Source organism: Labilibaculum sp. (assembly GCF_963664555.1).
GTDB lineage: Bacteria > Bacteroidota > Bacteroidia > Bacteroidales > Marinifilaceae > Labilibaculum.
This window is the reverse complement of the sequence record NZ_OY761461.1, coordinates 2,312,627-2,334,984: the sequence shown is the minus strand read 5'-3', so window position 1 is coordinate 2,334,984 and position 22,358 is coordinate 2,312,627. Positions and strand designations below refer to the sequence as shown.

The 22,358-nt window shown below is 38.2% G+C and carries 21 protein-coding genes and 1 riboswitch; of the genes, 9 read left to right on the top strand and 12 right to left on the bottom strand.

Translation table 11 applies throughout. From position 1 onward, the window contains the following. Positions 1-5 precede the first annotated feature (5 nt). The 9 genes from ACKU4N_RS09295 to ACKU4N_RS09255 all read left to right on the top strand — a co-directional run bounded on the left by ACKU4N_RS09295 (position 6) and on the right by ACKU4N_RS09255 (position 10,029). Positions 6-2,213: a B12-binding domain-containing radical SAM protein gene (locus tag ACKU4N_RS09295; RefSeq protein ID WP_321322622.1), complete on the top strand. Its 2,208-nt coding sequence runs from the start codon at positions 6-8 to the stop codon at positions 2,211-2,213. 144 nt (positions 2,214-2,357) lie between these two features. Next, positions 2,358-2,606 carry a VF530 family protein gene (locus ACKU4N_RS09290; protein WP_101308658.1) on the top strand — a complete coding sequence of 83 codons (249 nt, stop codon included), beginning with the start codon at positions 2,358-2,360 and terminating at the stop codon, positions 2,604-2,606. A gap of 28 nt (positions 2,607-2,634) precedes the next feature. Further along, positions 2,635-3,267 (top strand): class I SAM-dependent methyltransferase, encoded by a 633-nt coding sequence (locus ACKU4N_RS09285; RefSeq protein ID WP_321322621.1) that lies wholly within the window; start codon positions 2,635-2,637, stop codon positions 3,265-3,267. A gap of 550 nt (positions 3,268-3,817) precedes the next feature. After that, complete coding sequence (locus ACKU4N_RS09280) at positions 3,818-4,282, top strand: hypothetical protein (RefSeq protein WP_321322620.1); 465 nt, start codon at positions 3,818-3,820, stop codon at positions 4,280-4,282. A gap of 195 nt (positions 4,283-4,477) precedes the next feature. Then, positions 4,478-5,332, top strand: coding sequence for a hypothetical protein (locus tag ACKU4N_RS09275; protein WP_321322619.1), 855 nt, complete (start codon positions 4,478-4,480; stop codon positions 5,330-5,332). 465 nt (positions 5,333-5,797) lie between these two features. Further along, on the top strand, positions 5,798-6,142 hold the full coding sequence (locus tag ACKU4N_RS09270) for a hypothetical protein (protein ID WP_321322618.1): 345 nt from the start codon (positions 5,798-5,800) through the stop codon (positions 6,140-6,142). After that, positions 6,139-7,233 carry an ATP-binding protein gene (locus ACKU4N_RS09265; RefSeq protein WP_321322617.1) on the top strand — a complete coding sequence of 365 codons (1,095 nt, stop codon included), beginning with the start codon at positions 6,139-6,141 and terminating at the stop codon, positions 7,231-7,233. The genes ACKU4N_RS09270 and ACKU4N_RS09265 overlap by 4 nt, the downstream gene beginning before the upstream one ends. A gap of 550 nt (positions 7,234-7,783) precedes the next feature. After that, entirely contained in the window at positions 7,784-8,560 is a 777-nt protein-coding gene (gene mazG / locus ACKU4N_RS09260) for a nucleoside triphosphate pyrophosphohydrolase (RefSeq protein ID WP_306598980.1), read from the top strand. A gap of 173 nt (positions 8,561-8,733) precedes the next feature. Next, a complete protein-coding gene (locus ACKU4N_RS09255; RefSeq protein ID WP_321322616.1) occupies positions 8,734-10,029 on the top strand; it encodes a glycosyltransferase family 4 protein in 1,296 nt (431 codons plus the stop codon). Here the strand turns inward: ACKU4N_RS09255 and ACKU4N_RS09250 are convergent, their stop codons facing one another. The 12 genes from ACKU4N_RS09250 to ACKU4N_RS09195 all read right to left on the bottom strand — a co-directional run bounded on the left by ACKU4N_RS09250 (position 10,030) and on the right by ACKU4N_RS09195 (position 21,954). Continuing rightward, positions 10,030-10,824, bottom strand: a complete 795-nt coding sequence (locus ACKU4N_RS09250; protein WP_321322615.1) for an energy-coupling factor ABC transporter ATP-binding protein — start codon at positions 10,822-10,824, stop codon at positions 10,030-10,032. Positions 10,825-10,843: 19 nt separating this feature from the next. Continuing rightward, positions 10,844-11,581: a cobalt ECF transporter T component CbiQ gene (gene cbiQ / locus ACKU4N_RS09245; protein ID WP_321322614.1), complete on the bottom strand. Its 738-nt coding sequence runs from the start codon at positions 11,579-11,581 to the stop codon at positions 10,844-10,846. A gap of 153 nt (positions 11,582-11,734) precedes the next feature. After that, the gene (locus tag ACKU4N_RS09240; protein WP_124994198.1) at positions 11,735-12,034 is read right to left on the bottom strand and encodes an energy-coupling factor ABC transporter substrate-binding protein; all 300 of its coding nucleotides are present in this window, start codon (positions 12,032-12,034) and stop codon (positions 11,735-11,737) included. Between the two features lie 4 nt (positions 12,035-12,038). After that, on the bottom strand, positions 12,039-12,767 hold the full coding sequence (locus ACKU4N_RS09235; protein ID WP_321322613.1) for an energy-coupling factor ABC transporter permease: 729 nt from the start codon (positions 12,765-12,767) through the stop codon (positions 12,039-12,041). A 91-nt stretch (positions 12,768-12,858) separates the two neighbouring features. Next, positions 12,859-14,679 carry a cobalt-precorrin-5B (C(1))-methyltransferase CbiD gene (gene cbiD / locus ACKU4N_RS09230; RefSeq protein ID WP_321322612.1) on the bottom strand — a complete coding sequence of 607 codons (1,821 nt, stop codon included), beginning with the start codon at positions 14,677-14,679 and terminating at the stop codon, positions 12,859-12,861. A gap of 58 nt (positions 14,680-14,737) precedes the next feature. Further along, positions 14,738-16,567, bottom strand: coding sequence for a precorrin-4 C(11)-methyltransferase (gene cobM, locus ACKU4N_RS09225; protein ID WP_321322611.1), 1,830 nt, complete (start codon positions 16,565-16,567; stop codon positions 14,738-14,740). Positions 16,568-16,662: 95 nt separating this feature from the next. After that, positions 16,663-17,853 (bottom strand): precorrin-6y C5,15-methyltransferase (decarboxylating) subunit CbiE, encoded by a 1,191-nt coding sequence (gene cbiE / locus ACKU4N_RS09220; protein ID WP_321322610.1) that lies wholly within the window; start codon positions 17,851-17,853, stop codon positions 16,663-16,665. Beyond that, on the bottom strand, positions 17,846-19,249 hold the full coding sequence (gene cobJ / locus ACKU4N_RS09215) for a precorrin-3B C(17)-methyltransferase (protein WP_321322609.1): 1,404 nt from the start codon (positions 19,247-19,249) through the stop codon (positions 17,846-17,848). The genes cbiE and cobJ overlap by 8 nt, the downstream gene beginning before the upstream one ends. 6 nt (positions 19,250-19,255) lie before the next feature. Then, positions 19,256-19,960, bottom strand: coding sequence for a precorrin-2 C(20)-methyltransferase (gene cobI, locus ACKU4N_RS09210; protein WP_156196434.1), 705 nt, complete (start codon positions 19,958-19,960; stop codon positions 19,256-19,258). A gap of 21 nt (positions 19,961-19,981) precedes the next feature. Then, the gene (locus ACKU4N_RS09205) at positions 19,982-20,854 is read right to left on the bottom strand and encodes a sirohydrochlorin chelatase (protein WP_321322608.1); all 873 of its coding nucleotides are present in this window, start codon (positions 20,852-20,854) and stop codon (positions 19,982-19,984) included. A 5-nt stretch (positions 20,855-20,859) separates the two neighbouring features. After that, on the bottom strand, positions 20,860-21,633 hold the full coding sequence (gene cobA / locus ACKU4N_RS09200) for a uroporphyrinogen-III C-methyltransferase (RefSeq protein WP_321322607.1): 774 nt from the start codon (positions 21,631-21,633) through the stop codon (positions 20,860-20,862). 90 nt (positions 21,634-21,723) lie between these two features. Beyond that, a complete protein-coding gene (locus tag ACKU4N_RS09195) occupies positions 21,724-21,954 on the bottom strand; it encodes a hypothetical protein (RefSeq protein ID WP_124994207.1) in 231 nt (76 codons plus the stop codon). A gap of 30 nt (positions 21,955-21,984) precedes the next feature. Further along, positions 21,985-22,186: riboswitch (cobalamin riboswitch) on the bottom strand. Positions 22,187-22,358 lie beyond the last annotated feature (172 nt).

Here is a 22,358-nt window from a genome sequence, read left to right as displayed (position 1 = left end):
ATCACGTGAAAGACCTTTTTCTGGTAACTCCGCCTTTTACTCAATTAAACACCCCTTATCCGGCAACAGCCTATTTAAAGGGATTTTTAAATGAGAAAAACAGATCTTCCTTTCAAATGGATTTGGGTATTGAAGTTATTCTGGAGCTTTTTTCCAAAGAAGGTTTATCGGAAATTTTCGAAATCGCTTTTCAGAAAGAACAGATTATTTCGGAAAATGCGTCAAGAATATATGCCCTTCGAGAACATTATTTATTGGCAATAAACGATGTATTTTCTTTTCTGCAAGGGAAAAATCAGACTCTGGCACGACAAATTTGCACTGAGAATTTTCTACCGCAAGCCTCGCGCTTCAATCAGGTAGAAGATCTGGAATGGGCTTTTGGTTTGATGGGAATGCAAGACAAAGCCAAGCATTTGGCGACTCTTTTTCTGGAAGATTTATCGGATTTTATTACCGAATGCATCGATGAGAATTTTGGTTTTAGCCGATATGCCGAACGATTGGGCCGAAGTGCATCTACCTTCGACCAATTGCAGGAGCATTTGCAGGAAGAGTTAAGCTATATCGATGAACTTAGTCTCAAAATACTGGCTAAGCAATTGAACATCCAAAATCCAAAATTGGTTTGCTTCTCGGTTCCTTTCCCCGGAAATTTATACAGTGCCTTTCGTTGTGCTCAGTTCATTAAAAAAGAGTATCCTGCCATTAAAATTGTAATGGGCGGCGGATTTCCAAATACAGAATTAAGAAGTCTGACCGACCCCAGAGTCTTCGATTTCGTTGACTACATTACTTTGGATGACGGCGAGCTGCCTTTGGAACTTCTGGCGAATCATGTACTGAATCCGGTTAACGAAACACCTGCATTAAAACGAACTTTTGAGCGGATAAAAGGCGAAGTAACATACAACAATTATTCTCCCATTCAGGATTACAAACAGAATGAATTGGGCACACCCGACTACTCCGATCTTTTACTCGACAAATACATTTCAGTAATCGAAATTGCCAACCCCATGCACAGTTTGTGGAGCGATGGACGATGGAACAAATTAACCATGGCACACGGTTGCTACTGGGGCAAATGTACCTTTTGCGATGGCTCACTGAATTACATCAAATATTTTGAACCCATTGCAGCCAAAGTGCTGGCAGACAGAATTGAGAAAATTGTGGCACAAACCGGAGAAAAAGGCTTTCATTTTGTTGATGAAGCAGCACCTCCGGCATTAATGAAAGCTCTCGCCATCGAGATCATTAAGCGCAATTTAAACATTACTTGGTGGACCAATGTCCGATTCGAAAAAAGCTTTACAAAAGATCTTTGTTTGCTGCTGAAAGCCTCCGGCTGCATTGCCGTTTCGGGCGGACTGGAAGTTGCCTCCGATCGATTGTTAAAATTGATCAATAAAGGAGTCACTCTAAAACAGGTAGCTCAGGTGACCAATAATTTTACCGAAACGGGAATTATGGTTCATGCCTATTTGATGTATGGATTTCCGTCGCAAACTATGCAGGAAACCATCGACAGTCTGGAAGTAGTTCGGCAGATATTCGAATTGGGGATTGTGCAATCGGCCTTTTGGCATCAGTTTGCACTTACAGCTCACAGTCCGGTTGGTCTGAATCCTGAAGCTTACGGCATTACACCCAAGTACAATAAAATTTCATTCGCCAATAACGATATTCAATTTACCGACAAAACGGGAATCGATCACGATCTGTTTAGCTACGGTTTAAAAAAATCGCTCTATAACTACATGCACGGACTGGGCTTTGAAATTCCTTTGCAGAATTGGTTCGACGATGTACCATCCGGTTTTAGAATTCCGAAAACCAGCATCAAACAGAATTTTATTCAAACCTGTCTGGAAACTGTCGAATACAGCACTCCAAAAGATTCAGCAAAACCAATATGGCTGGGAGGCACACCGGAAATTATGACCATCACAAAATCAAAAAAAGGCAGAAGCTGGGAGCTTTACAAAATGTGCTTTCATGAAAAGACAGAAAGCTTCGAAATATCGCTCGAAAAAGAAAAAGGAGATTGGTTGCTTGATGTACTGAAAAACATATCCGTAAAGGAAGAAAACACACTTACTTTGGCGGCTTTAAAAGTAGATTTTGAGAATCATTTTGAAGATTTTGAATTATTTTGGTATTCGAAACCAATGAATCAATTACGGGAACATTCTTTGCTGATTTTATAAATAGTAATTCCCCACCCCAAACCCCTAAAGGGGCTTAAAAGCTGCAGTTTGGGAAATAGTCCCCTTCAGGGGATTTAGGGGTAAAAAAAATAAAGAATAATTATAGATTATTAATTCACAATTACTAATTAGCAAAAAGTTAATATGGAATCAAACGAAAATAATACAACCAACAGAGAGCAGGTAAATAATCCATTGCACGGCGTTAAACTGTCTGATATATTGGAATTTTTGGTGGCTTATTATGGCTGGGAAGAATTGGGAAGCATGATTAAAATAAACTGCTTTACCAGCGATCCTTCCATTAAATCGAGCCTGAAGTTTCTGAGAAAAACACCATGGGCACGCGAAAAGGTGGAAGGTCTTTATCTAAAGTGTGTGCGAAAACACTAAACACAGAACTAATCCTAAGTTCATTAACATGCGGTATCAATGTCCTCTTTGTAACAATAATGCGAAACTTTTTTATAAAACAGAAAATCGCATTCATTATCAATGCAACACTTGCTTTGGGATATTTGCCGATGCAAACTCAAGACCTGGCCAAGATGTTGAAAAAACGCACTATCAGCAGCACAATAACGACATAGAAGACACGGGATATCAGAAGTTCGTCTCCCCCATTACCAATTCCGTTCGCCGGGATTTTACTGCAAATCATAAAGGCCTGGATTTTGGTGCGGGCACAGGTCCTGTAATTTCCAAAGTGCTGACGGATCATGGTTTTTCCATTGTACCATACGATCCTTACTTTCACAACTACCCAAAATTGCTGCAAGAAAAATACGATTACATCGCGTCCTGCGAGGTGATTGAACATTTCTATAATCCGCACAAGGAATTTAGCTTTCTAAAAAAAATTCTGAAACCCAAGGGAAAGTTGTACTGCATGACCCATCTTTACAACGAAAACATCGATTTTGCGAATTGGTACTACAAAAATGATCCCACTCATGTGTTTATCTATCAGAAACAAACATTTGAATGGATTCAGAAAGAATTTGCATTTGCAGATGTAATGATTGAAAACAGGCTTGTTGTTTTTTCAACTTAAACAGAATCATATTCTTTGTCCTTTAACCGGACAGGCTTCTATTTTTATTCTCTAGTAATGGGTATTTCCTGATCTCCCAATACTGGGTTCCTTGAATCAACATGGCTTTCGCCAATTTAATGTTTTGTTTTCAAGCCAGACGGGCTGTTCTTTTTGTTTATTTGATGCGTTGATTTAGATAATAAATATTTTTTGCTAAAAGTGATACTTTCAAAGCGGGCGTTATTCGGAGCACTCATTCACATAGAAAGCCGTGCAGCATCCGAGAGGCTTGATTCTTTTGCTTACTTTTTTATCTAAGAAGAATTGAAAATCATGAATGCCTTAATTTGAATTTATTTATGAATAAAAGTAAGAGCCCGTCTGGCTTGAAGACAAAACATCAAACAAAAAAAAGAGCTTCGGTACTCTGTACCTAATTCGCAATCATACAAATTAATCTACACAAGTCTGTTGCTTATCACCGGAATATGAAAAAAGAATTTGCATTTTCTGATGTGATGATTCAAAATAGATGTATTACCTTTTCAGTACAATTAATCCTTAAGCTATGATTTTAAAATACACAACAGGAAAACTGCCTCCCAATTTTTTTATGTTGGGTGTTATTTTATTGCTGATAGGCATACTGGCAATAACGATGTCTGAATTTGCGGGTATTGTTGCTATTCCTTTGTCCATCCCATTACTTTTTATCCGCACAGGTATTTTAATTGATACCAAAGGGAAACGGATCAAAAAATACATAGGTCTATTTGCCTGCAAAACAGGAAAATGGGAAAGCATCACCCAAATTAAACATCTTCAAATCATTCGGGTACGACAAACAACAGGAATGGCAGTTCTCTCCATTGCCCGAAACGAAACCAATATAGTTTACAAACTGCTAGCCGTTCTGCCCAATGAAAACATTGAACTCCTTTCGGGAAAAGGTGCTTCTATCAGCGAGGCGGCAAACGATATTTCAAGCCAATTGAATCTGGAAGTTTTTGAGCCTGTAAACGGAATTGCGTAAAAGTAATTTAGGTTAAATTTCAGAATAACATTGCTTACCAGTGACCTTTAGTGAAAAACACAAATTAAGATCATCCTTATCGCCACATTTTGGAAATGACCGCTGATAACGCATCGGGACTAGCGGAATTTCTTCCTTTCCGCTGCCAGGCCTTTCGTTCACAAAATAGATTGAATACAACAGATTAAAGAAATCATGAAGAACAAAGTCACTTTTATCTTTTTTATCATTATAAATACACTTGCTGCTTACGCCCAAAATAATGAGGCAAATTTGAAAATATTTGATAATCCTCCAGATACAGTTCCAAAAATTTTTGCCAAAGAACTGATTTCCATTGCAGACAGGTATGAATATGGTCTGGCTATTTCGCCGGATTACAATGAAATATTTTTTACTGCAGTAAAACCAGGAGATGGTTTAATGTTTACCCGAAAACTTGATGATGACAGCTGGTCAACTCCAAAAACAGCCAACCTAAGAGGCAATAACAGCGATGAACAAGAAGCATTCTTTACCCCTGACGGGCAAAAATTATATTTTGCTTCAGATGTTAATGATACAACGCGGCTTTGGGTTTCCTTAAAAGAAAATTCCAAGTGGTCTCTACCAATATTATTAGATTCACCTGTTAATAACACACGGGTATTTTGGGCTACGTTTACAAATAATAATACAATGTATTACTCAAATCTATCCAATTTTAAAATTTACAAATCGAAACTTGAAAACAATCAATATAAAGCAACAGAAAATGCCGGCATTCCATTTGGTATGCATCCATCAGTTTCTAAAGATGAAAGTTTTATTCTTTTTAATTTTCGGGGAGACATCTATGTTGCATTTAAGAATAACGAAAACGTATGGGGAAAACCACGAAAATTAGAAGGATTAATTAATACAACTGAATTTAGTGAAACCTGCCCATCATTCTCTCCAGATGAAAAATTCATATTTTTTAGCAGATATAATGACTTAAATAAAAAAAGTGATATTTATTGGATTAGCTCAATCATCATTGAAAAAACAAGAAAGAAATTTATTAAATAGTTAACGCAAGCCTACCCCCGTTAATCTGAAGTTCCTAAAACTAAAAATGACAACTCCCTCTTTGCAACATTCCAAATTAAGTTATTTGTCTGTTTTTGCGAATTTAAATGAACGGATATTAAACTTTCAGACCCCCTCAGTTTATCGGATTACGAAAAACCCTTAGTGCAATTTTTGAAGAAAACATGGCTGTAATCAAATAACCAACACCAAGTGCAATAACATAGTGGCAGAACCTTTACTCAGCACTTTTAACTTAAAAGAGATTCGCACTTTTTAAAGAAGATAAAAATTGGGCGATGGGTTGCATTAGCCCAACTTTAGCCGTAATTTTACAAAAAATTAAAAGAATCACATTTTTCACCTTATTTGCCAATCAGACTAGAAAACAATTTGGTTCAATTTTAAATATTATTATTTATCTTAGTACATGTAACTAATAACGGACAAAAAAACTAATAAATAATGAAATCACCGATAAAATATTCAGTACGATTAAGTTTCGAAGAAATTAAACTTCCACCCTTTGAGGATATTTTGGTTCTTGGAATAAATTCACCTCATGGTAAAAATGGAATCTCAAAGTCATTTGAACTTTTAATTCCAAATGGATTTGAGATTGTTGAAACAGACCATGAAAACATCGATTGCGTTTTTGTTAACAACAGAATTTTAACAAAAATGTCTAAAGATAAGATTCTTGCAATATTGATTAAAAACGTTTTTCCATTTGTGTCTCCTTCTGAAATAATTAAAGTTGATTTTAAAGTAACAATTACTTATACTACTATCGAAGATGAACTTATATGAAAGTTGAACATTTAATAAGAAAAAAATTTATTACCACTAATCCCTATTCCGGAATCAATGAAATTAAAAATCTATTGCTTAAAAACAATGCAATAGTTGTTCTGGATGAGGAGAGATTTTATGGTGTTTTAACACCTATAGATATTGTACAAAAACCTAGAACACTGGCAATTGATTGCCTTACCGTTAAAACACTTATTGATTCCGAACAATCTATTGAGAAAGTTCTATCAATTATGAAGTTTGACAACTCGGATGTATTACCGGTTAGTAAAAATGACACATTTATAGGCTTGGTATTTAAAAATGACCTTTTTAATTATCTCACTGATTATAATGAAGAATTAGAAAACAAAATAAAAGAACGAACAATTGAATTGGAGAAAGCAATAGGAATGAAAGATTTGATGTATTCCATTATTGCGCATGATTTACGTAATCCATTTAACAGCATTATTGGTTTTGCAGATCTTTTAATCGAGAATATCAACACTTATAATATTGATAAAATTGAACATCAAATCAAACAAATATCTTCTCAATCAAAAAAGGCATACATACTACTTGATAACTTACTAAACTGGGCACTTTCACAAACGGATCATATTTCGTTCAATCCTGGTTTTTGTAATTTAGATCTAATAACTAAGGAGGTTATCGAACAATTAAAAATTTCTATCCAAATCAAAGATATTACTCTACGGTGTTTCCATTCTCCAAATATTTTTGCTTACGCAGATAAAAACATGGTCGAAACAATCTTTAGAAATCTTATCTCGAATGCAATTAAATACTCAAATGAAGGAGGTGAAATTAATATTTATTCCTATTTGCAAGACAATAATTACATTGAAATAACAATTTCGGATACAGGTATCGGATTAAGCGAATCTGAAAAAAGCAATATTTTCAACATTGAACAAGTTATTTCCAAACCTGGAACGGCAGATGAAAAAGGTGTTGGTTTGGGTTTATTAATCTGCAAGGAGTTTGTAGAAATGCAGGGTGGGCAGATTTGGTTGGAAAACAAAACAGATGAAGGTTGTGAGTTTAAATTTACATTACCTGTTTATGGTGACTTACTAGTTTAAAATTTAGGATCCAATCACATAAACTATTGATAATCAGACAAACCTATCCACAGGTAATCACTGATGGAAAGAATCTCCCATACCAATGAACGTGGGGAAAATTAAGACAAGAACAAACCTACTTCACCCTAACAAACATTAAACTTCCAAAAATTTTAAGATTGTTGAATTGATAAGTTTTTAGTTGTCTCAAAATTACAAGAACTGTGAGTAATGAGATAATGCATCAAATTGATAAGAATCATTAATACCAAGTTAACATCAAAACCAATCTTATAAAATGTTTCTTTTTAGCTATGTTTTCGTTAAAAAAGAGGCAACCTAACCCGGCTATGTTTTACTTCTTTGCCTTGATCTAACTAAAACTAATTTTATTTAAAGCTGCTTTTGAAATTAAATGGGTACAACTCGTGATTGTTGAGTCGTCAACCACCAAATGATTCGTTTAGCTGATTTTTGCTCTCCCCAACATTTATTTACAATCAAGATAAATTCTCAAACTCCCAAATACTTTTGTAAATTTGATCTTCGAATATAAAACGCAGAACAAATGGATCGAAAACTAAAAGCCTTTGAGCGCTTACTAAATATTATGGATCAGCTTCGCGAAGGCTGTCCATGGGACAAAAAACAGACCTTTGAGAGTCTGAGAACGTTGACCATTGAAGAAACCTACGAGCTGGCCGATGCCATTTTAAAGGGTGAAAATCAGGAAATAAAGAAAGAATTGGGCGATATTCTGCTCCACATTGTGTTCTATGCCAAAATAGGTTCTGAAACCAACGATTTCGACATTGCTGATGTTTGCGATGGCATCAGCGAAAAACTCATCTATCGTCATCCTCACATTTTTAGCGATACCAAAGTTGCCAATGCCAGAGAGGTAGAAGAAAACTGGGAACAACTGAAGCTAAAGGAAAAAGACGGTAACAAATCGGTTTTGGAAGGTGTTCCGCAAAGTCTGCCAGCTTTGGTAAAAGCCAACCGAATTCAGGATAAGGTGCGAGGTGTAGGCTTCGACTGGGACGAAAAAGAGCAGGTTTGGGAGAAGGTGAAAGAAGAAATGATGGAATTGCAGGAAGAAATTATCAATGGCGATCAGAACAAAATGGAAGCCGAATTTGGCGATATGTTCTTCTCCTTGATTAATGCGGCACGTTTGTATGGTGTAAATCCTGAAAATGCACTGGAACGCACCAACCAGAAATTCACCAGACGATTCAATTATCTGGAAAGTAAAACCATGAAATTAGGACGAAACCTAAAAGACATGAATCTGGAAGAAATGGATGAAATTTGGGAAGAGGCCAAGCAGTTTGACAAGTAGAACTAAAGCTACAAGGAACAAGTTTCAAGGAAAAAGCAAAAAGACCTTACAGCCTCTAACAATTAAAATTAGAAAGTGCCTTAAGTTGTCATTCATTTCGACTTAAGGCACTTTCTGTTTGAAGTACTTTTAACTGATTTTGCTATCTTGTGTGTTCCATAAAAATCAGAAAAATGAACATTCTTCAAATCATACCCGGTTCGGGAGGCAGTTTTTACTGCGGCAATTGTTTACGCGACGATAAATTTCATCTTGCCATGAAAAAGCAGGGACATGAGGTAACCAAAATACCCATGTATCTCCCCTTATTTTCCGATGAGCATGATTTGAATGATATTCCCGTTTTTTATGGAGCCATCAGCATTTATCTAAAGCAATTGTATCCTGTTTTCAGACATGCACCTGCCTGGTTGGATCGTTTGTTGAACTCTGGCCCAATGTTAAAATTAGCAGCAAGCATGGCAGGATCAACCAATGCAAAAGGCTTGGAAGAAATGACCGTTTCGATGTTGATGGGAGAAGAAGGAAAGCAGAAAGAGGAGCTCAACCGCATGGTAAGCTGGATGGCAGAATATCTTACCCCAGATGTAATTCATTTGTCGAATGCGCTGCTTTTGGGACTGGCTCCTAAATTAAAAAAGGAATTTCCGAATGCCATACTGGTTTGCTCGCTGCAGGATGAAGATGTGTGGGTTGATGCCATGAAAGACTCATTTAGAGATAAAATTTGGGCGCTGATGAGTACCAAAGCCGAATATTTGGATGCATTTATTGCTGTGAGTGATTTTTACGCGGAAGTTTCTCTGGAAAAAATGAACATTCCCAAAGAGAAAGTATTTATCAACCATTTGGGTGTTGATCCGGACGAATACAAGTTTGCCAAACCAGAGTCAAAAGCACGAAACATCGGTTACATTTCCCGAATGTGCGAAGGAAATGGTTTCGATATTATCGTTGATGCCTTTATCGAACTGAAAAAAGATACTGCCTGCCAAGATGTGAAATTGATCGTCACCGGCGGATCAACCGGTGACGACAAACCTTTACTAAAACAAGTCCGGCAAAAATTGAAAGAAGAAAGACTTTTGGAACAGGTTGAATTTCACGAAGATTTTAACGGGGAAGGAAGGCACAAGTTCTTCAAAAAAGTGAAACTAATTTCGGTTCCTGTGCGGAATGGTGAAGCCTTTGGCTTGTATTTATTGGAAAGTATGGCTTCGGGCGTACCGGTTGTGCAACCCAATCTGGGTGCATTTGCCGAGATTGTTAATAAATCAAAGGGTGGGATCATCTACGAAAACAATACTGCAGAAGAACTGGCCGTGACTTTTAAAAAATTATTGAACAATGAAAACAAGATACAGGAGCTTTCTGTTACAGGTCGAAAAGCTGTTGAAAAGGAGTTCAATATCTACACAAAAACAGATCATCTGATCCATATTTACAAGCAGTTGATGGAGAAGAATTAATTAAATTTCCTCCAATAGAGATTGAATCGATCGGGAATGGTTATTCATTCCCACTTTTTTTGCAAACTGCACCACCAAAGGCAATTCCATGCCAATTTCCTGCATCAAGACTTTGTTGCTCATTATTTTTTCAGGTGACCCGGCAGCAATGATTCTCCCTTCTTTCATCAGAATTACCTGATCGGCCCATTCGTAAGCAAAATCCGGATTATGTGTGGAAATCAGTACCGTTTTAGCTTGTTTGTTCAAATCATCAATAATCTCATTCATAATTTGCTTGTGCCGGTTATCGAGCCAGGCAAAAGGCTCATCAAACAAAATAATTTCAGGCTCCATAGCTAAAACTCCTGCCACAGCAACCTGCTTTTTCTGTCCGTAACTCAGCTGATGCGGGGCTTTGTCTTTCAATTCCTGAATACCCAGCAAATTTAGATACTTTTCTACCCTGATTTCAATATCCTTTCTATCCAAGTCCAAATTAAAGGGACCAAATGCTACATCTTCGTACACACTTGCGGCAAACAACTGCACTTCCGGATCCTGAAACACATAACCTACTTTGTGTGCCATTTGCTTTCTTTCTTTGGTCGAAAAGCCAAATTGTTTTCCATCCAGAATATACTTTCCTTTCTGAGGTTTGTGAATTCCATTCAAAACCAAAAACAAACTTGATTTTCCGGCACCATTCTCTCCCAGAAAAGCCACCCTGCTTCCCTGCTCAATCTGCAAAGAAACAGCTTCCAGTCCTTTTGTGCCTTCGGGATATGTGTATTCTATGTTTTGAAGTTGAATCATTTCGTTAAGATATGAGATTTTAGATGTGAGAAATCAGATCGAACAAGTTTGAATAATTATCAAGAAAAAGTAACAGGATTCCAAATACCAACATCGATAAAACCTGTTTTAATCTCAAGACTTCCTTTTGCTGCCGAAAATAAAATTCGCCGTGATAACCTCTTGACTGAAGCGCTTCCAGACTCCGATCCGAAAACAGAAGACTTTTGATAAAAACAGAGGAAAACAACATCCCTGCCGATGAAATGGATTGTTTTCGCCTGGCATAACCCAGACGGTTTCGCTGCGCAATGTGAACCTGACCCGTAAAAGTAAAAAGCAATGAAATGTAACGATAGATTAAGACAAATAATTCACGCAAAATCAAAGGGATTTTCAATTTTCGTCCTATATCGTTAAGTTCTGACAGGGAACAGGAAAGAATTAGGTAATTTAGAGCCATTACAGCCGCCATTGCCTTAAAAAACAAATCCAAAGCCTTGTGCAATCCTGCCGTTTCCAAACCAATACACAATCCCATGCTATCGAAGCAAAACAGACTGTTTTCGGGATCGGCATGCAGAGAAAAAGCGATTGAAATACTTCCCAATACAATAAATCCAAAAGGCAAGGCAATTAAACGAAGCAGTTTTATCAGGTCAATTCCATGAGTTAAAAAGCCAATTGAAATCAATGATATCAGAAACAAATGCATATACAAATTCCCGGAAAGCAAAGCACAATTAAGAAGCACCATAAAAAGAATAAACTTTTCCATGCTGTACAATCCGAATATCGGTTTTCTTAGTATGTATTGTTCGCTTATAAACACTTATTTGAATTAAAAATTAGTAATGAGTAATTAGTAAAAATCCATCCCTTCGCCTATTGGCAATTCCTTGCACTAACAATAATTATAAATTTCTAATTGTTAACTGAGCCTTTTAACTGCCTTCTTCCCTCTATAATATCCTAATACATAACAAACAACCCCAGCTCCAAAAGCTGCCTGCAACGCAAATAGTAAACTTTCAATTTCGGCTCCTGGAGGCTCCCAAATATTCGAAAACCACGGTTTGTAATCAGGATTGGCTTCTGTAATATATTCTTCGGCATGTCCGTCGGCACCTCCAAATTCAGAATCACCAACGTAAACAAAAACACCAATTAGAATGGCAATTATTGCCAAAAACAGGAATTTATTTTGATTTTTAAGAACAAATTTCAACATATGCTTACAATTTAGGAGCTTGAAGATTCAGTTTTATTCCTTCCCAATCCGGTACATTTTTAATCAGAATGTTCATCACCAAAACAGTGATTAATCCTTCAACAACAGCAATTGGAATTTGCGTTAAGCTAAAAATAGATGCAAATTTCACAAAAGCTCCGGCTACACCGGTATGCGTATCGGGATGGGCCAGGGCTAACTGCAAGGCTGTAACTGTATAGGTAGTTAAATCGCCCAGACATGCAGCTAAAAAAATGGAAACAGAGCGGTTGCATTTCAATTTGGCGCACAATTTATAAATACCAAATGTTACCACCGGACCGGCCAATGCCATCGAAAATGCATTAGCGCCCAAAGTGGTAATGCCACCATGCGCCAACAGCAACACCTGAAAAATAAGAACCAAAACACCCAACACACTCATTACAATCGGGCCAAACAACAATACGCCCAAACCAACACCGGTAGGATGCGAACTGCTGCCGGTAACCGATGGCAATTTTAATGCCGACAATACAAAGGCAAAAGCCGCCGCCAATGCCAAAAGCATTTTTAGCTCAGGATGTTTTATTACTATTTTCTGAATCACCTTTACACCCCAAACAAAAAATGGCAAATAAACCACGGTCCAAAAAACAGACCAGCCTGCCGGCAGATAGCCTTCCATTATATGCATGCTAAATCCCTGAAAAGGAAGTGAAAACGCAAGTAGTACAAATAGTTTTTTTCTCATATTTAATTTAGTATGTAGTAGTTATTACAGAATCTTAAATACTGTTTCCTGCCTATTCCTGTTTTAATCATTTTTTTTGAAATTCATAACTCTAAATAATAACTCCATTATTGCTGATTAAAAGAAGCTCGAAACTGCAGTCTGTAATAACTTGCTTACAAACCTTTTCACATTTAAATTTTACAGCTTTAAAAAATGGTTCATCTCCCATAAATGGAACTAATTCTTCCAGTTCCCGCGCCATTTTAATTTCTCCAATTTGTTGAATAATCTCTTCGGAATAACTGCAATCTCTTGCCAATCCCATCAGAAAATTATGATCTAAAACAACCTTACTGCTGTGTGTATCCAGATGTCCGGCAGCCAGTTTCACTGCTTTGCCAGTCATGATTCCCATGCTTACTTTTTCGGCACCCGAAGCATTAATTGTTTGCAGCATTTCGCCAATAAAATTCCCATATTGCAGGAAAGCCAAATCGCCCAAATCAGGAAACTTCTCTTTCAGATATCGTTCGCTTCTTCCTCCGGAATTTACCACAATGTGTTTGTTCCCGTTCAGCACAGCCAAGTTCAACTGTTTTTGAATGGTTTGCACATAAGCTTCCAACGAGTAAGGCTTAATTCTTCCGGTAGTTCCGATGATGGAAATGCCATCAACAATTCCCAGCTTGGGATTAAAAGTCTTCGCTCCCAGTTTTTTACCTACGGGCACAAATACCGAAACATCAATACCTCTATTAATATCATACTCTTCCAGAATTTGTTCCAATTCGAATGCAATCATCTTTCGGGGAACAGGATTTACTGCCGGTTCGCCTAAGGGAATTCCCAAACCATTTAAAGTAACCGTTCCCACTCCTTCCCCTTTCACAAAACGAATGCAATTCACATCATTCCACCTCAGGCAGGCGCCGATTTCCATTCCATCGGTAATATCCGGATCGTCGCCGGAGTTTTTCACCACCGAACACAAAGCAAAATCTTCCATGAATCTGTTCTGATGCAATTGCATTTCACAAATTCCACCATCGGGCAAAGCAATGCGCTCTTTTAGCTGCAATTCTTCTCCTAAGAGTAATTTTAGGGCCGCTTTCGTAGCTATTGCAGCACAAGTCCCCGAAGTAAAACCATGAGCCAATTCTTTTCGCTCCAATCCAAACCGATTCTTCAAATATTTCTGCAGCCTTTCCCGATTACTTATCGTCTCATCGTAGTTGGGTAAGTCGGGTCGGGCAATCACGTACAATGGAATTTGATGTTTTACCGCCAAATCCATTTTCTGATCCAACAAACCCGAGTAGCCACTCTCTTTCGTAATCATGGCTTCAATTCCCTCATCAACCAATAAATTTTCAATGGATTCCATTCCATCAAATGCATCCGAAACAATAACCTTTTCCATTTCAACACCTGCCTTTTGGGCAATTTCCAGTGAAGAAGGAAAATCAAGAATCCGATACCATATATTAGCATTTGGCACGATTTTATGAATCACCGGTATGGCTTTTACGCCAACCAGCGAAAGTATATTTTTATACTTTTGGGAATGCAAATCTGTCAATATCGATACCAAACTGTGGTGATATTGTATCCATTTGCTATTAATTCGAGGTACTGCATCGCGCTCCACTCTAATTACCGGCAGACTTGCCTGATTGGCCGACTCCACAATACTGTGATGCAAGACTTCTGCAAAAGGATGTGCGGCATCTATCAGTAAATCAATTTCATTTTCCAAACAAAAGGTACAAATCTCTTCCACATTCATCGCACCACAAATTCGCTGTCCGAATCTGGATTCGTAATTTCCCGAACTCGTTTTTGTTGAGTAAAAATGCGGAATCTCTAAATCATCCAACCAGTTAGATGTTGCTTTCCCCTCAGTCGTTCCCCCGAATAATAATATTTTCATTCCAATTAATTTTCTCTTTTTTGCCCCGTCAGAACTAACAATTATTCATTGTTGATTACTAACTATTAATACCTTTTCGACAACCGTGAGTAAATTTAGGGTCATATAATAAAGATCTGTTTTTCCGGTTTCCAATGGCTTCACCAACCACAATCATTACGGTTAAGGATAGTTTGTTTTCCTTCACAATTTTTGCCAGATCTTTCAATTCACCTCTCCAAATCTTTTCCTCTTTCCAGGTTAATTTGTGACAGATGGCCACTGGTGTATTCTCCGGATATCCTTCCAATAAATCAGCCTGCAGTTTATCCACTAAAGTCACACTTAAAAACAAACAGATCGTGCTCTGGAATTTAGCGAACTCAGCCAATTGCTCTCTTGGTGGCATCGGCGTTCTGCCTTCTCCACGAGTCAAGATGATAGATTGAACCTTTTCGGGAATCGTAAATTGCGACTTTAAACGTGCAGCTGCAGCCTGAAAGGAGGAAATACCCGGAACAATTTCATAATCCATTTCGTGCTGATCGAAGAAATTCATTTGTTCCTGAATAGCACCGTAAATGCAAGGATCACCAGTATGCAAACGCACAACCAATCCACCCCGATCGTAATGCTCTTTCATCACATCAAACTGCTCTTCGAGAGTTAAATCTGCAGAGTTTCGAATCACACAGGAAGTTTTCCCATAATTGGTTAATTCCCTTGGCACCAAACTTCCGGCATATAAAATCAAATCAGCTCGTTTCAAAAGACTCTTGCCTCGAACGGAAATTAAATCGGGTGCACCCGGCCCCGCACCAACAATAAAAATTTCGCCTTTCCGCTCCTGCTCAGCATCCATGGCCAAAGCCAGGGTAAAATGCTTTCCATTGGCATCAACGTGCTTGCTCTTGGTTTGAAGCAGTGTATTTGCTCCGCTGGCGATCAATGCCGATGCCTCGGATACATTTACAGCTCCCACTTCACGATGCGCTGCCGCAGAATAGGAAACTTCACCTTCCTTCTCATTTAATTCTTCGGAAGAATAAGTAATGAAGGATAAATTAGTTGTCTCGCTGAATTGTTTATAAGCCTCTTCGTTGGCCTTTACAGTGATACTGTGAATGCTTTTTAAGGATGCAAAAGCCAAGCGGTTTGCCTCAAACCGGGATCTTAATTCATTTTCAAAAGCTTCTACTCCAATTCCTTTTTGTGCACCGGTACCAACCACGATGCACTTAGGGCGGAAAAACAAACTTGGAATATTTGTTTCGTACAATGTGGGAGTCACAGCTATCAGCAAATCAAAATCTTCCTGTTTAATCTGATCAAATTGATAGAAAACCTCCACAAAATCAGGACAGGAATCCTGCAAGCTTTGCGTCCCCCCGTTTTTCACCTCTAAAAGTAATGCTGTTTTCTTCTGATTTACAAAGGCAGCAATCAAATCGTTCTCAGAAACATTCTGATATTCATTCGTCCAGTTATATTTTTTGCCAAAGATATCCAATGGCCATACCTCCAATGTATCACTTGCTGTTGTAATTATCGCCGTTCCATTGGTGATTTCAGCAATTTGCTGAGCGTACTCATTCGCACCACCTTTGTGTCCCGACAAAACCGACTGCACATATTTCCCATGCAAATCGATATTGATTACTGCCGGATCTATCGCTTTATTCTGGATAAAAGGAGCAATACTTCTTACGCAAATGCCCATAGCTCCAATAAAAATCAGCAAATCGGCAACCTGAAAAGATTCTGAAAGAAAATCCGGTAAAGAAGAAATTTTATTGCTGCCCGGATATCCGGCAACAGAAACAATCGTACTTCCTTCCATTTTTGCAACAATGCGTTCGGCAGTTGCTATAGCAAAACTGTTATTGATAATGATGAATGTATTGCTCATGTATTTTTTCTTTTAGCTATTAGCCTGTCGCCAATAGCTTTTTCTTAATTATTTTCTTTGTGTTACTTCGTGCTATCCTTCGTTTTCCTTTGTGGTTAATTCCTTTTTTTAGCCTGAAATATTACAATCGGGTTGTGATCATCCTGCTGTATAATCATCTGATCGGTAATCTCCATTTGAAGCTCTTTTGCTGCCTTCAGAAAATCCTGCTTGGTTGCTTCGCTAACCGCATTAAAAACAATGATCCCATCATCGTGCAAAACAGCACACAACCGATTCATCATTTCGTTTAATTTACCTCCGTGCCCGCCAATAAAGATCCGATCCGGACTTTGAATTGCAGACAAATCAATATTGAAAAAATCACCGTGAATGCCATCTATTCCAGGCACGCAAAATTTTCGTTGATTCAGCTTCAAAAGCTCTTTCGATTCTTCTCTGCGTTCAAAAGCAGTCACCTGCAAATGCGGGGCAAACTGCTTGGCTTCAATAGAAACCGAACCCGTGCAATATCCTACATCCCAAAGGTGTTTTGCATTATTCAATTCCAAAAATGAAATGGAATTCAATCGGATGCTTCGCTTGGTTATCATCTTTGGCCTGCCTTCCAGAATGTGAAAATCAGCCTCGTGAATGCCCAATGTCCGTTTGATCTCCCTCTCCTGAATTAGAATCAAACAATTTGGATGAGCAAAGTCCTTACCAACAACCTCATGCAATGAAATTTCTGTACAATATTGTTCTTCTCCTCCCAGTTTTGAACCTACAATCACCTTGTAATTGTCGAAACCGGCATCCAGCATTCTTGCTGCAATTGTGGCCGGTGTTTTTCTCTTATCGGTAAGAACACCAATGCATTTTTTACCGCGAATCAACTCCTGATCCAAATTCACCCAATTTCTTCCGGTCAGGGTGCAAATTGTCATTTCGCCATAAGCCAATTGAAACTCATGTGCCAGCAACTGTAAACTGTTGAAATAAGGGTAAACCTTTATTTTTGCATCCGGAAAACGGCACTTGATCGTGTTACCGATACCAAAAAATAATGGATCTCCGGATGCAATCACAACAATGGGTTCATCTATCTGCTCGTAAACAAGAAAGGTTCCCTCCAATGGAATAACAACATCAATCCATTTGGCATTTTCAGGCAAATAAGAAGCAACCAAATTTCTGTGGCGCTTTCCTCCCGAGAAATAGTGATGATTTTGCAGCACCTCCTTCACCTCATCAGATAGACTTACTTCCATTCGGTCTGGTATGCCAATGATGTAAAAATTAAACATCTCTTCCGGGTTTTAAATCGTAAGCATCTTCCAAGCTTAAAATGGCATTCACAATGGTTGCAGCTAAGGTAGAACCACCTTTTCGTCCTTCAATAATAACAGCGGGTAAATCTGTAAAACTCTTCACTCTGTGTTTTGATTCTTTTACATTCACAAATCCAACCGGAGCCGCTATGATCCCGGCTGGCTGAATGTTTTTACTTCTCATTAAGTCAGTTAATTCAATCAATGCTGTTGGCGCATTTCCAAATACATACAAAGCGTCGGGATGCTCCTCTACTGCCAAACGAATTCCCGCCTGAGTGCGGGTGATACCATGTTTTACGGACAATTCCATGGTGCGGGGATCGTGCAAATAACATTTGATCTCAACGCCCATTCTCTCGCAGGCTTTTTTGCGAATTCCCGACTGAACCATAGTAACATCAGTAATGATTACACCTCCTTTTTGGAGGTATTCATTCAATTTTGGAGTTGCATCGTTCTGTACTTTTAAAATCTCAGCCAATTCAAAGTCTGCCGAAGTATGAATGCAATGCAAAAGAATCCATTTCGTTTCCAAGGGTAAATCCATTTCTTTCAATTCTGCAGCAATTGTTCGAAAGCTTTCCTGCATAATCAAAGGACCCGGTCTTCCCTCCTGTTCTTCTTTACTGTAGTATCCACGTGGTGTAATAAACCGATCACCTGAAATATAGCTTTGCGAATTCCCAACAATCACCAGCGAAAACATGTCTACCATTTCAGGATCAAAATCGCGTAGGTTTGTCAAAGTAATTTGTTCTTCGGCACGAGCCACCTGGCGCACAATGGCAACTGGTGTTGTTTCTTCTCGTTCTTCCAAAAACAGTTCCCGTAAACGATACAATTGCCAATATCTTTTATTGCTTTTCGGATTGTAAATTGCAGTTACGAAATCGCCCATCGCAGCTGCCTTTATTCTCTTCTCGATCAAAGCATAATTGGTCAGTAAATCCGACAAGGAAAGTATCACCAAATCGTGACTAAGTGGAGCTCCCAATTTTGCCGCAGCAGCCTGAAAAGCAGAAATCCCGGGTATGACTTTTAGCTCTACTTTCGATTGTGTTTTCTCAGCCATTTCGAAAACAAGCGATGCCATTCCGTAAATGCCGGCATCGCCAGAGCTGATCACAACAACATCTTTCCCTGTTTCAGCCAATTCAAATGCCTTTTCGGCGCGCTGCACTTCCTGACGCATTCCCGTATCCATACATTCTGTTCCTTTTTTCAGAAATGATTCTATGAACTGGAAATAATATTTGTATCCGATCACCACATCGGCTTCTCTTATTGCATCTATTGCCGGATTTAAAAACAGATCCGGACTTCCTGGTCCAAGGCCTGCAACGGTTATTTTTCCTAATCTATTTGGCATGATATATTATTTATTTCCGTAAAAAATTAAAATGGCGAAGTATGGAATTTTCCTGTCCTTCAAACTTTCCATATCGGTGCAGGTAAACTGCTTTTGAGTTCCTAAATATTCACCGTAAAAGAACTTCAGATCACTATTTTGAATGAATACTTTAATCCAATCACGAACCATTGATAACTTCATCAAAACGACAGTTTGGTTCTGCTCCAGCAGAGATTTCAGTTCCTCTTCATCCTCTATGTCTGGAGCTATTAATAATTTATCGTTCTGAGTTGCCAATGCCAGTTTTCCTGCTGATCCTCCCAAAATAAAAGCCGGAACTCCCGGAATCATCTCAAAATCGACACTATTCTTCCTGAAATCTTCAAGTAAATAGGAAAAAGTACTGAAAAATGAAATATCTCCTTCGCTCACCACTACTACCTGTTTGCCCTCTCCAACATCCTTCTGCACTTTCAGAAACAAATCTGCATATGCTTTTTCTGCCGCCGATCGATCCTTGCTCATCGGCACTGTAATCGGAACAAACTTGTTCTCTTCTACACCCAGTTGTTTCAAAATCACCAATGAAAAACTATCCTGATTTCCTTTTGATGATTGCGTTGCCGGATAGTAAATCTTCTCTGATTTCTTCAAACAGTTCAAAGCTTTCACCGTAATTAACTCAGGATCTCCAGGGCCTAAGGCCACTCCAAACACTTTTCCGCTCATATCTTTTATCTCGTATTAGAATTAATGATGATGATGATGTCCTTGATCATGACTTTGTCCGTGACAATGCCCGTGATCGTGTCCGTGATGATGATGTGGTTCTACTCCAGTTAAATCAGTACTCATTATTAGATCAACTTTTCCATCCAACACTTCCTGTAATCTTGCATTTAATACCTCAAACAATCCATTTGCATCACCTAACAGAGGTGCAATTTCGATGTTCTTATCCGGGTTTTCTTTTGCAAAATGTTCCATTATCTCGTATGCTTTATCCATATAAACTCCTGGAAAGAATACAAATGGTAACATCATAATATTTTTGAACGGCAAAACCTTCAACCAATCCAATACCACAGGCAATGCCGGATAAGTCATGCTGCTTGTGTAAGCATTAATGGCAAATGGATACTTGTATTTTTCCTGAATTAATCGGGTCATTTTCGCCAAATCTCCATTAGCCTCAGCTTTGGAAGCTCCAATACCTAATCCAAGGAATGCAGTCTCGTCGCTCTTCCAATCCTTAGCTTCAAGAGTTTCATTTATTAGCTGCACTCCATACTCAACCATTTCATTGCATGTTCCGATGTAATTGGCCAACTGAATTTTCACCTTATATTTTTCCTGAAAGCTTTTTAGAGCGTAAGGAATATCTCTTTCCATATGTACTCCGGTAAAAAGAAATACTGGAACAGCAATAATCTCTGTCACACCTTTTTCAACCAATCGTTTTACTCCTGTTTCAAAATCCGGCTCCGAAAGCTCCAAAAATCCAAATTCAACCTCATAATGCGTAGTTTGAGATGCAAATCGCTCCGCAAACTCTTGAAATGCTTTCGCGCCCCTTTCTTTGCGGGTTCCATGCCCACATAATAAAATTCCTTTTCTGTTCATAGCTATCAAATTTCTGTTTTGGCCATTTGATTAATCAATGGTGATAATTGTTCTGAATAAGCAACTACCTCCCCAACAATAAAAATTGCCGGTGGCTTAAAGTCGTGCTGTTCCATCTTTGCCACAATATTTTCTAAAGTTCCTTTCATTACTTCCTGTTCCGGCAAAGTTCCCCAACGAATCATTGCAACCGGTGTTTCCGGTTTCCTGCCATTTGCCATCAGATTACGAACAATTCGTGGAGCCTGAGTCACCCCCATATAGAAAACCAGAGTATCAATACCCACAGCAATCTTATCCCACTGAATTTCTGTTTTGTGATTTTCGCACTGATGTCCTGTGAAAAAAGCTACTGAAGAAGCCACATTTCTCAATGTAACGGGAATACCTGCTGCTCCGGGAACCGCAACCCCAGCTGTAATTCCCGGAATCACCTCAAATTCAATATCATGCTCCTGCAAACCAAGTATTTCTTCAGCTCCCCGTCCGAAAACAAATGGGTCGCCACCTTTTAAACGAGCAATTTTTTTTCCCGATAAGCCAAACTCAATCAGCATTTTATTAATTTCCTCCTGAGGATAGGTGTGTTGTTTGTTCTTTTTACCAACGTAAACAATCTGACAATCAGGTTTGCAATATCCTAGCAATTCCTTGTTTACCAAATAATCGTATAAAACAACTTCTGCATTTTCAATGGCTCTGATTGCCTTCAGTGTAATTAATTCCGGATCACCTGGCCCAGCTCCAACAATGCTTACTTTACCTCTTTCGCGTATCATATTATATTGATTTTAAAGGATTCAAACCTATGTTTGCCTTTAATTATGAGCACATCAATTCTAACCTGTTGTGAAAAACAAGCTGAATTATTAAATTGTATTAATTGGGAATAGAAATTGACTCCAAAAATTAAAATTTTGCAAATGACGTTTTTCAGCCTTTGCTTCTTTAATTAATATGATCATCAACCTGTTTGCTTTAGCAACAAACGAGATGAACAGAGAGTCATCTGTAACTGATCTGAATTTGAAAATTTGGTTCCGAAATAATGAACCAAGCATAATATGCCCCGCAGGCATAGATTTAGTAATTTTCTTCATAATCTTACTTTTAGTCCCGAAAGTGTCGATTAAACAAAATTGCTTTTAGGCAGGTTTTCTGACTTTCTCCCTCTTGTTGCGCCTTCCCATATCTTCCATAAGATACAGTGACATCATGCAACAGAGTTTGGTATAGAGATTACAGCTGCGGGTACAGTTCCGGACTCAAACCGGATTCCCTCTTTAATATCAGATCAAGGGATATGATATTGCCAAATCGCGAAACAAATGTATCAATATTAATTCAAGATACTAACAATCTATTTTATGAATGTAAAAACCAAAGCAAACCACCCACTACTAAACACTGATTATCATACAAATAACAAACACAGTAAGATCTTATTTCTGTCTAAAAACATAAAGAACAAGAAATTTTCAGATTATAAAAAAACACCCCAAAT

Coding starts and splice junctions, on each gene's coding strand:
- ACKU4N_RS09290 (WP_101308658.1), top strand. CDS start 2,358: ATGGAATCAAACGAAAATAATACAACCAACAGAGAGCAGGTAAATAAT.
- ACKU4N_RS09285 (WP_321322621.1), top strand. CDS start 2,635: ATGCGGTATCAATGTCCTCTTTGTAACAATAATGCGAAACTTTTTTAT.
- ACKU4N_RS09280 (WP_321322620.1), top strand. CDS start 3,818: ATGATTTTAAAATACACAACAGGAAAACTGCCTCCCAATTTTTTTATG.
- ACKU4N_RS09275 (WP_321322619.1), top strand. CDS start 4,478: ATGAAGAACAAAGTCACTTTTATCTTTTTTATCATTATAAATACACTT.
- ACKU4N_RS09270 (WP_321322618.1), top strand. CDS start 5,798: ATGAAATCACCGATAAAATATTCAGTACGATTAAGTTTCGAAGAAATT.
- ACKU4N_RS09265 (WP_321322617.1), top strand. CDS start 6,139: ATGAAAGTTGAACATTTAATAAGAAAAAAATTTATTACCACTAATCCC.
- mazG (WP_306598980.1), top strand. CDS start 7,784: ATGGATCGAAAACTAAAAGCCTTTGAGCGCTTACTAAATATTATGGAT.
- ACKU4N_RS09255 (WP_321322616.1), top strand. CDS start 8,734: ATGAACATTCTTCAAATCATACCCGGTTCGGGAGGCAGTTTTTACTGC.
- ACKU4N_RS09250 (WP_321322615.1), bottom strand. CDS start 10,824: ATGATTCAACTTCAAAACATAGAATACACATATCCCGAAGGCACAAAA.
- cbiQ (WP_321322614.1), bottom strand. CDS start 11,581: ATGGAAAAGTTTATTCTTTTTATGGTGCTTCTTAATTGTGCTTTGCTT.
- ACKU4N_RS09240 (WP_124994198.1), bottom strand. CDS start 12,034: ATGTTGAAATTTGTTCTTAAAAATCAAAATAAATTCCTGTTTTTGGCA.
- ACKU4N_RS09235 (WP_321322613.1), bottom strand. CDS start 12,767: ATGAGAAAAAAACTATTTGTACTACTTGCGTTTTCACTTCCTTTTCAG.
- cbiD (WP_321322612.1), bottom strand. CDS start 14,679: ATGAAAATATTATTATTCGGGGGAACGACTGAGGGGAAAGCAACATCT.
- cobM (WP_321322611.1), bottom strand. CDS start 16,567: ATGAGCAATACATTCATCATTATCAATAACAGTTTTGCTATAGCAACT.
- cbiE (WP_321322610.1), bottom strand. CDS start 17,853: ATGTTTAATTTTTACATCATTGGCATACCAGACCGAATGGAAGTAAGT.
- cobJ (WP_321322609.1), bottom strand. CDS start 19,249: ATGCCAAATAGATTAGGAAAAATAACCGTTGCAGGCCTTGGACCAGGA.
- cobI (WP_156196434.1), bottom strand. CDS start 19,960: ATGAGCGGAAAAGTGTTTGGAGTGGCCTTAGGCCCTGGAGATCCTGAG.
- ACKU4N_RS09205 (WP_321322608.1), bottom strand. CDS start 20,854: ATGAACAGAAAAGGAATTTTATTATGTGGGCATGGAACCCGCAAAGAA.
- cobA (WP_321322607.1), bottom strand. CDS start 21,633: ATGATACGCGAAAGAGGTAAAGTAAGCATTGTTGGAGCTGGGCCAGGT.
- ACKU4N_RS09195 (WP_124994207.1), bottom strand. CDS start 21,954: ATGAAGAAAATTACTAAATCTATGCCTGCGGGGCATATTATGCTTGGT.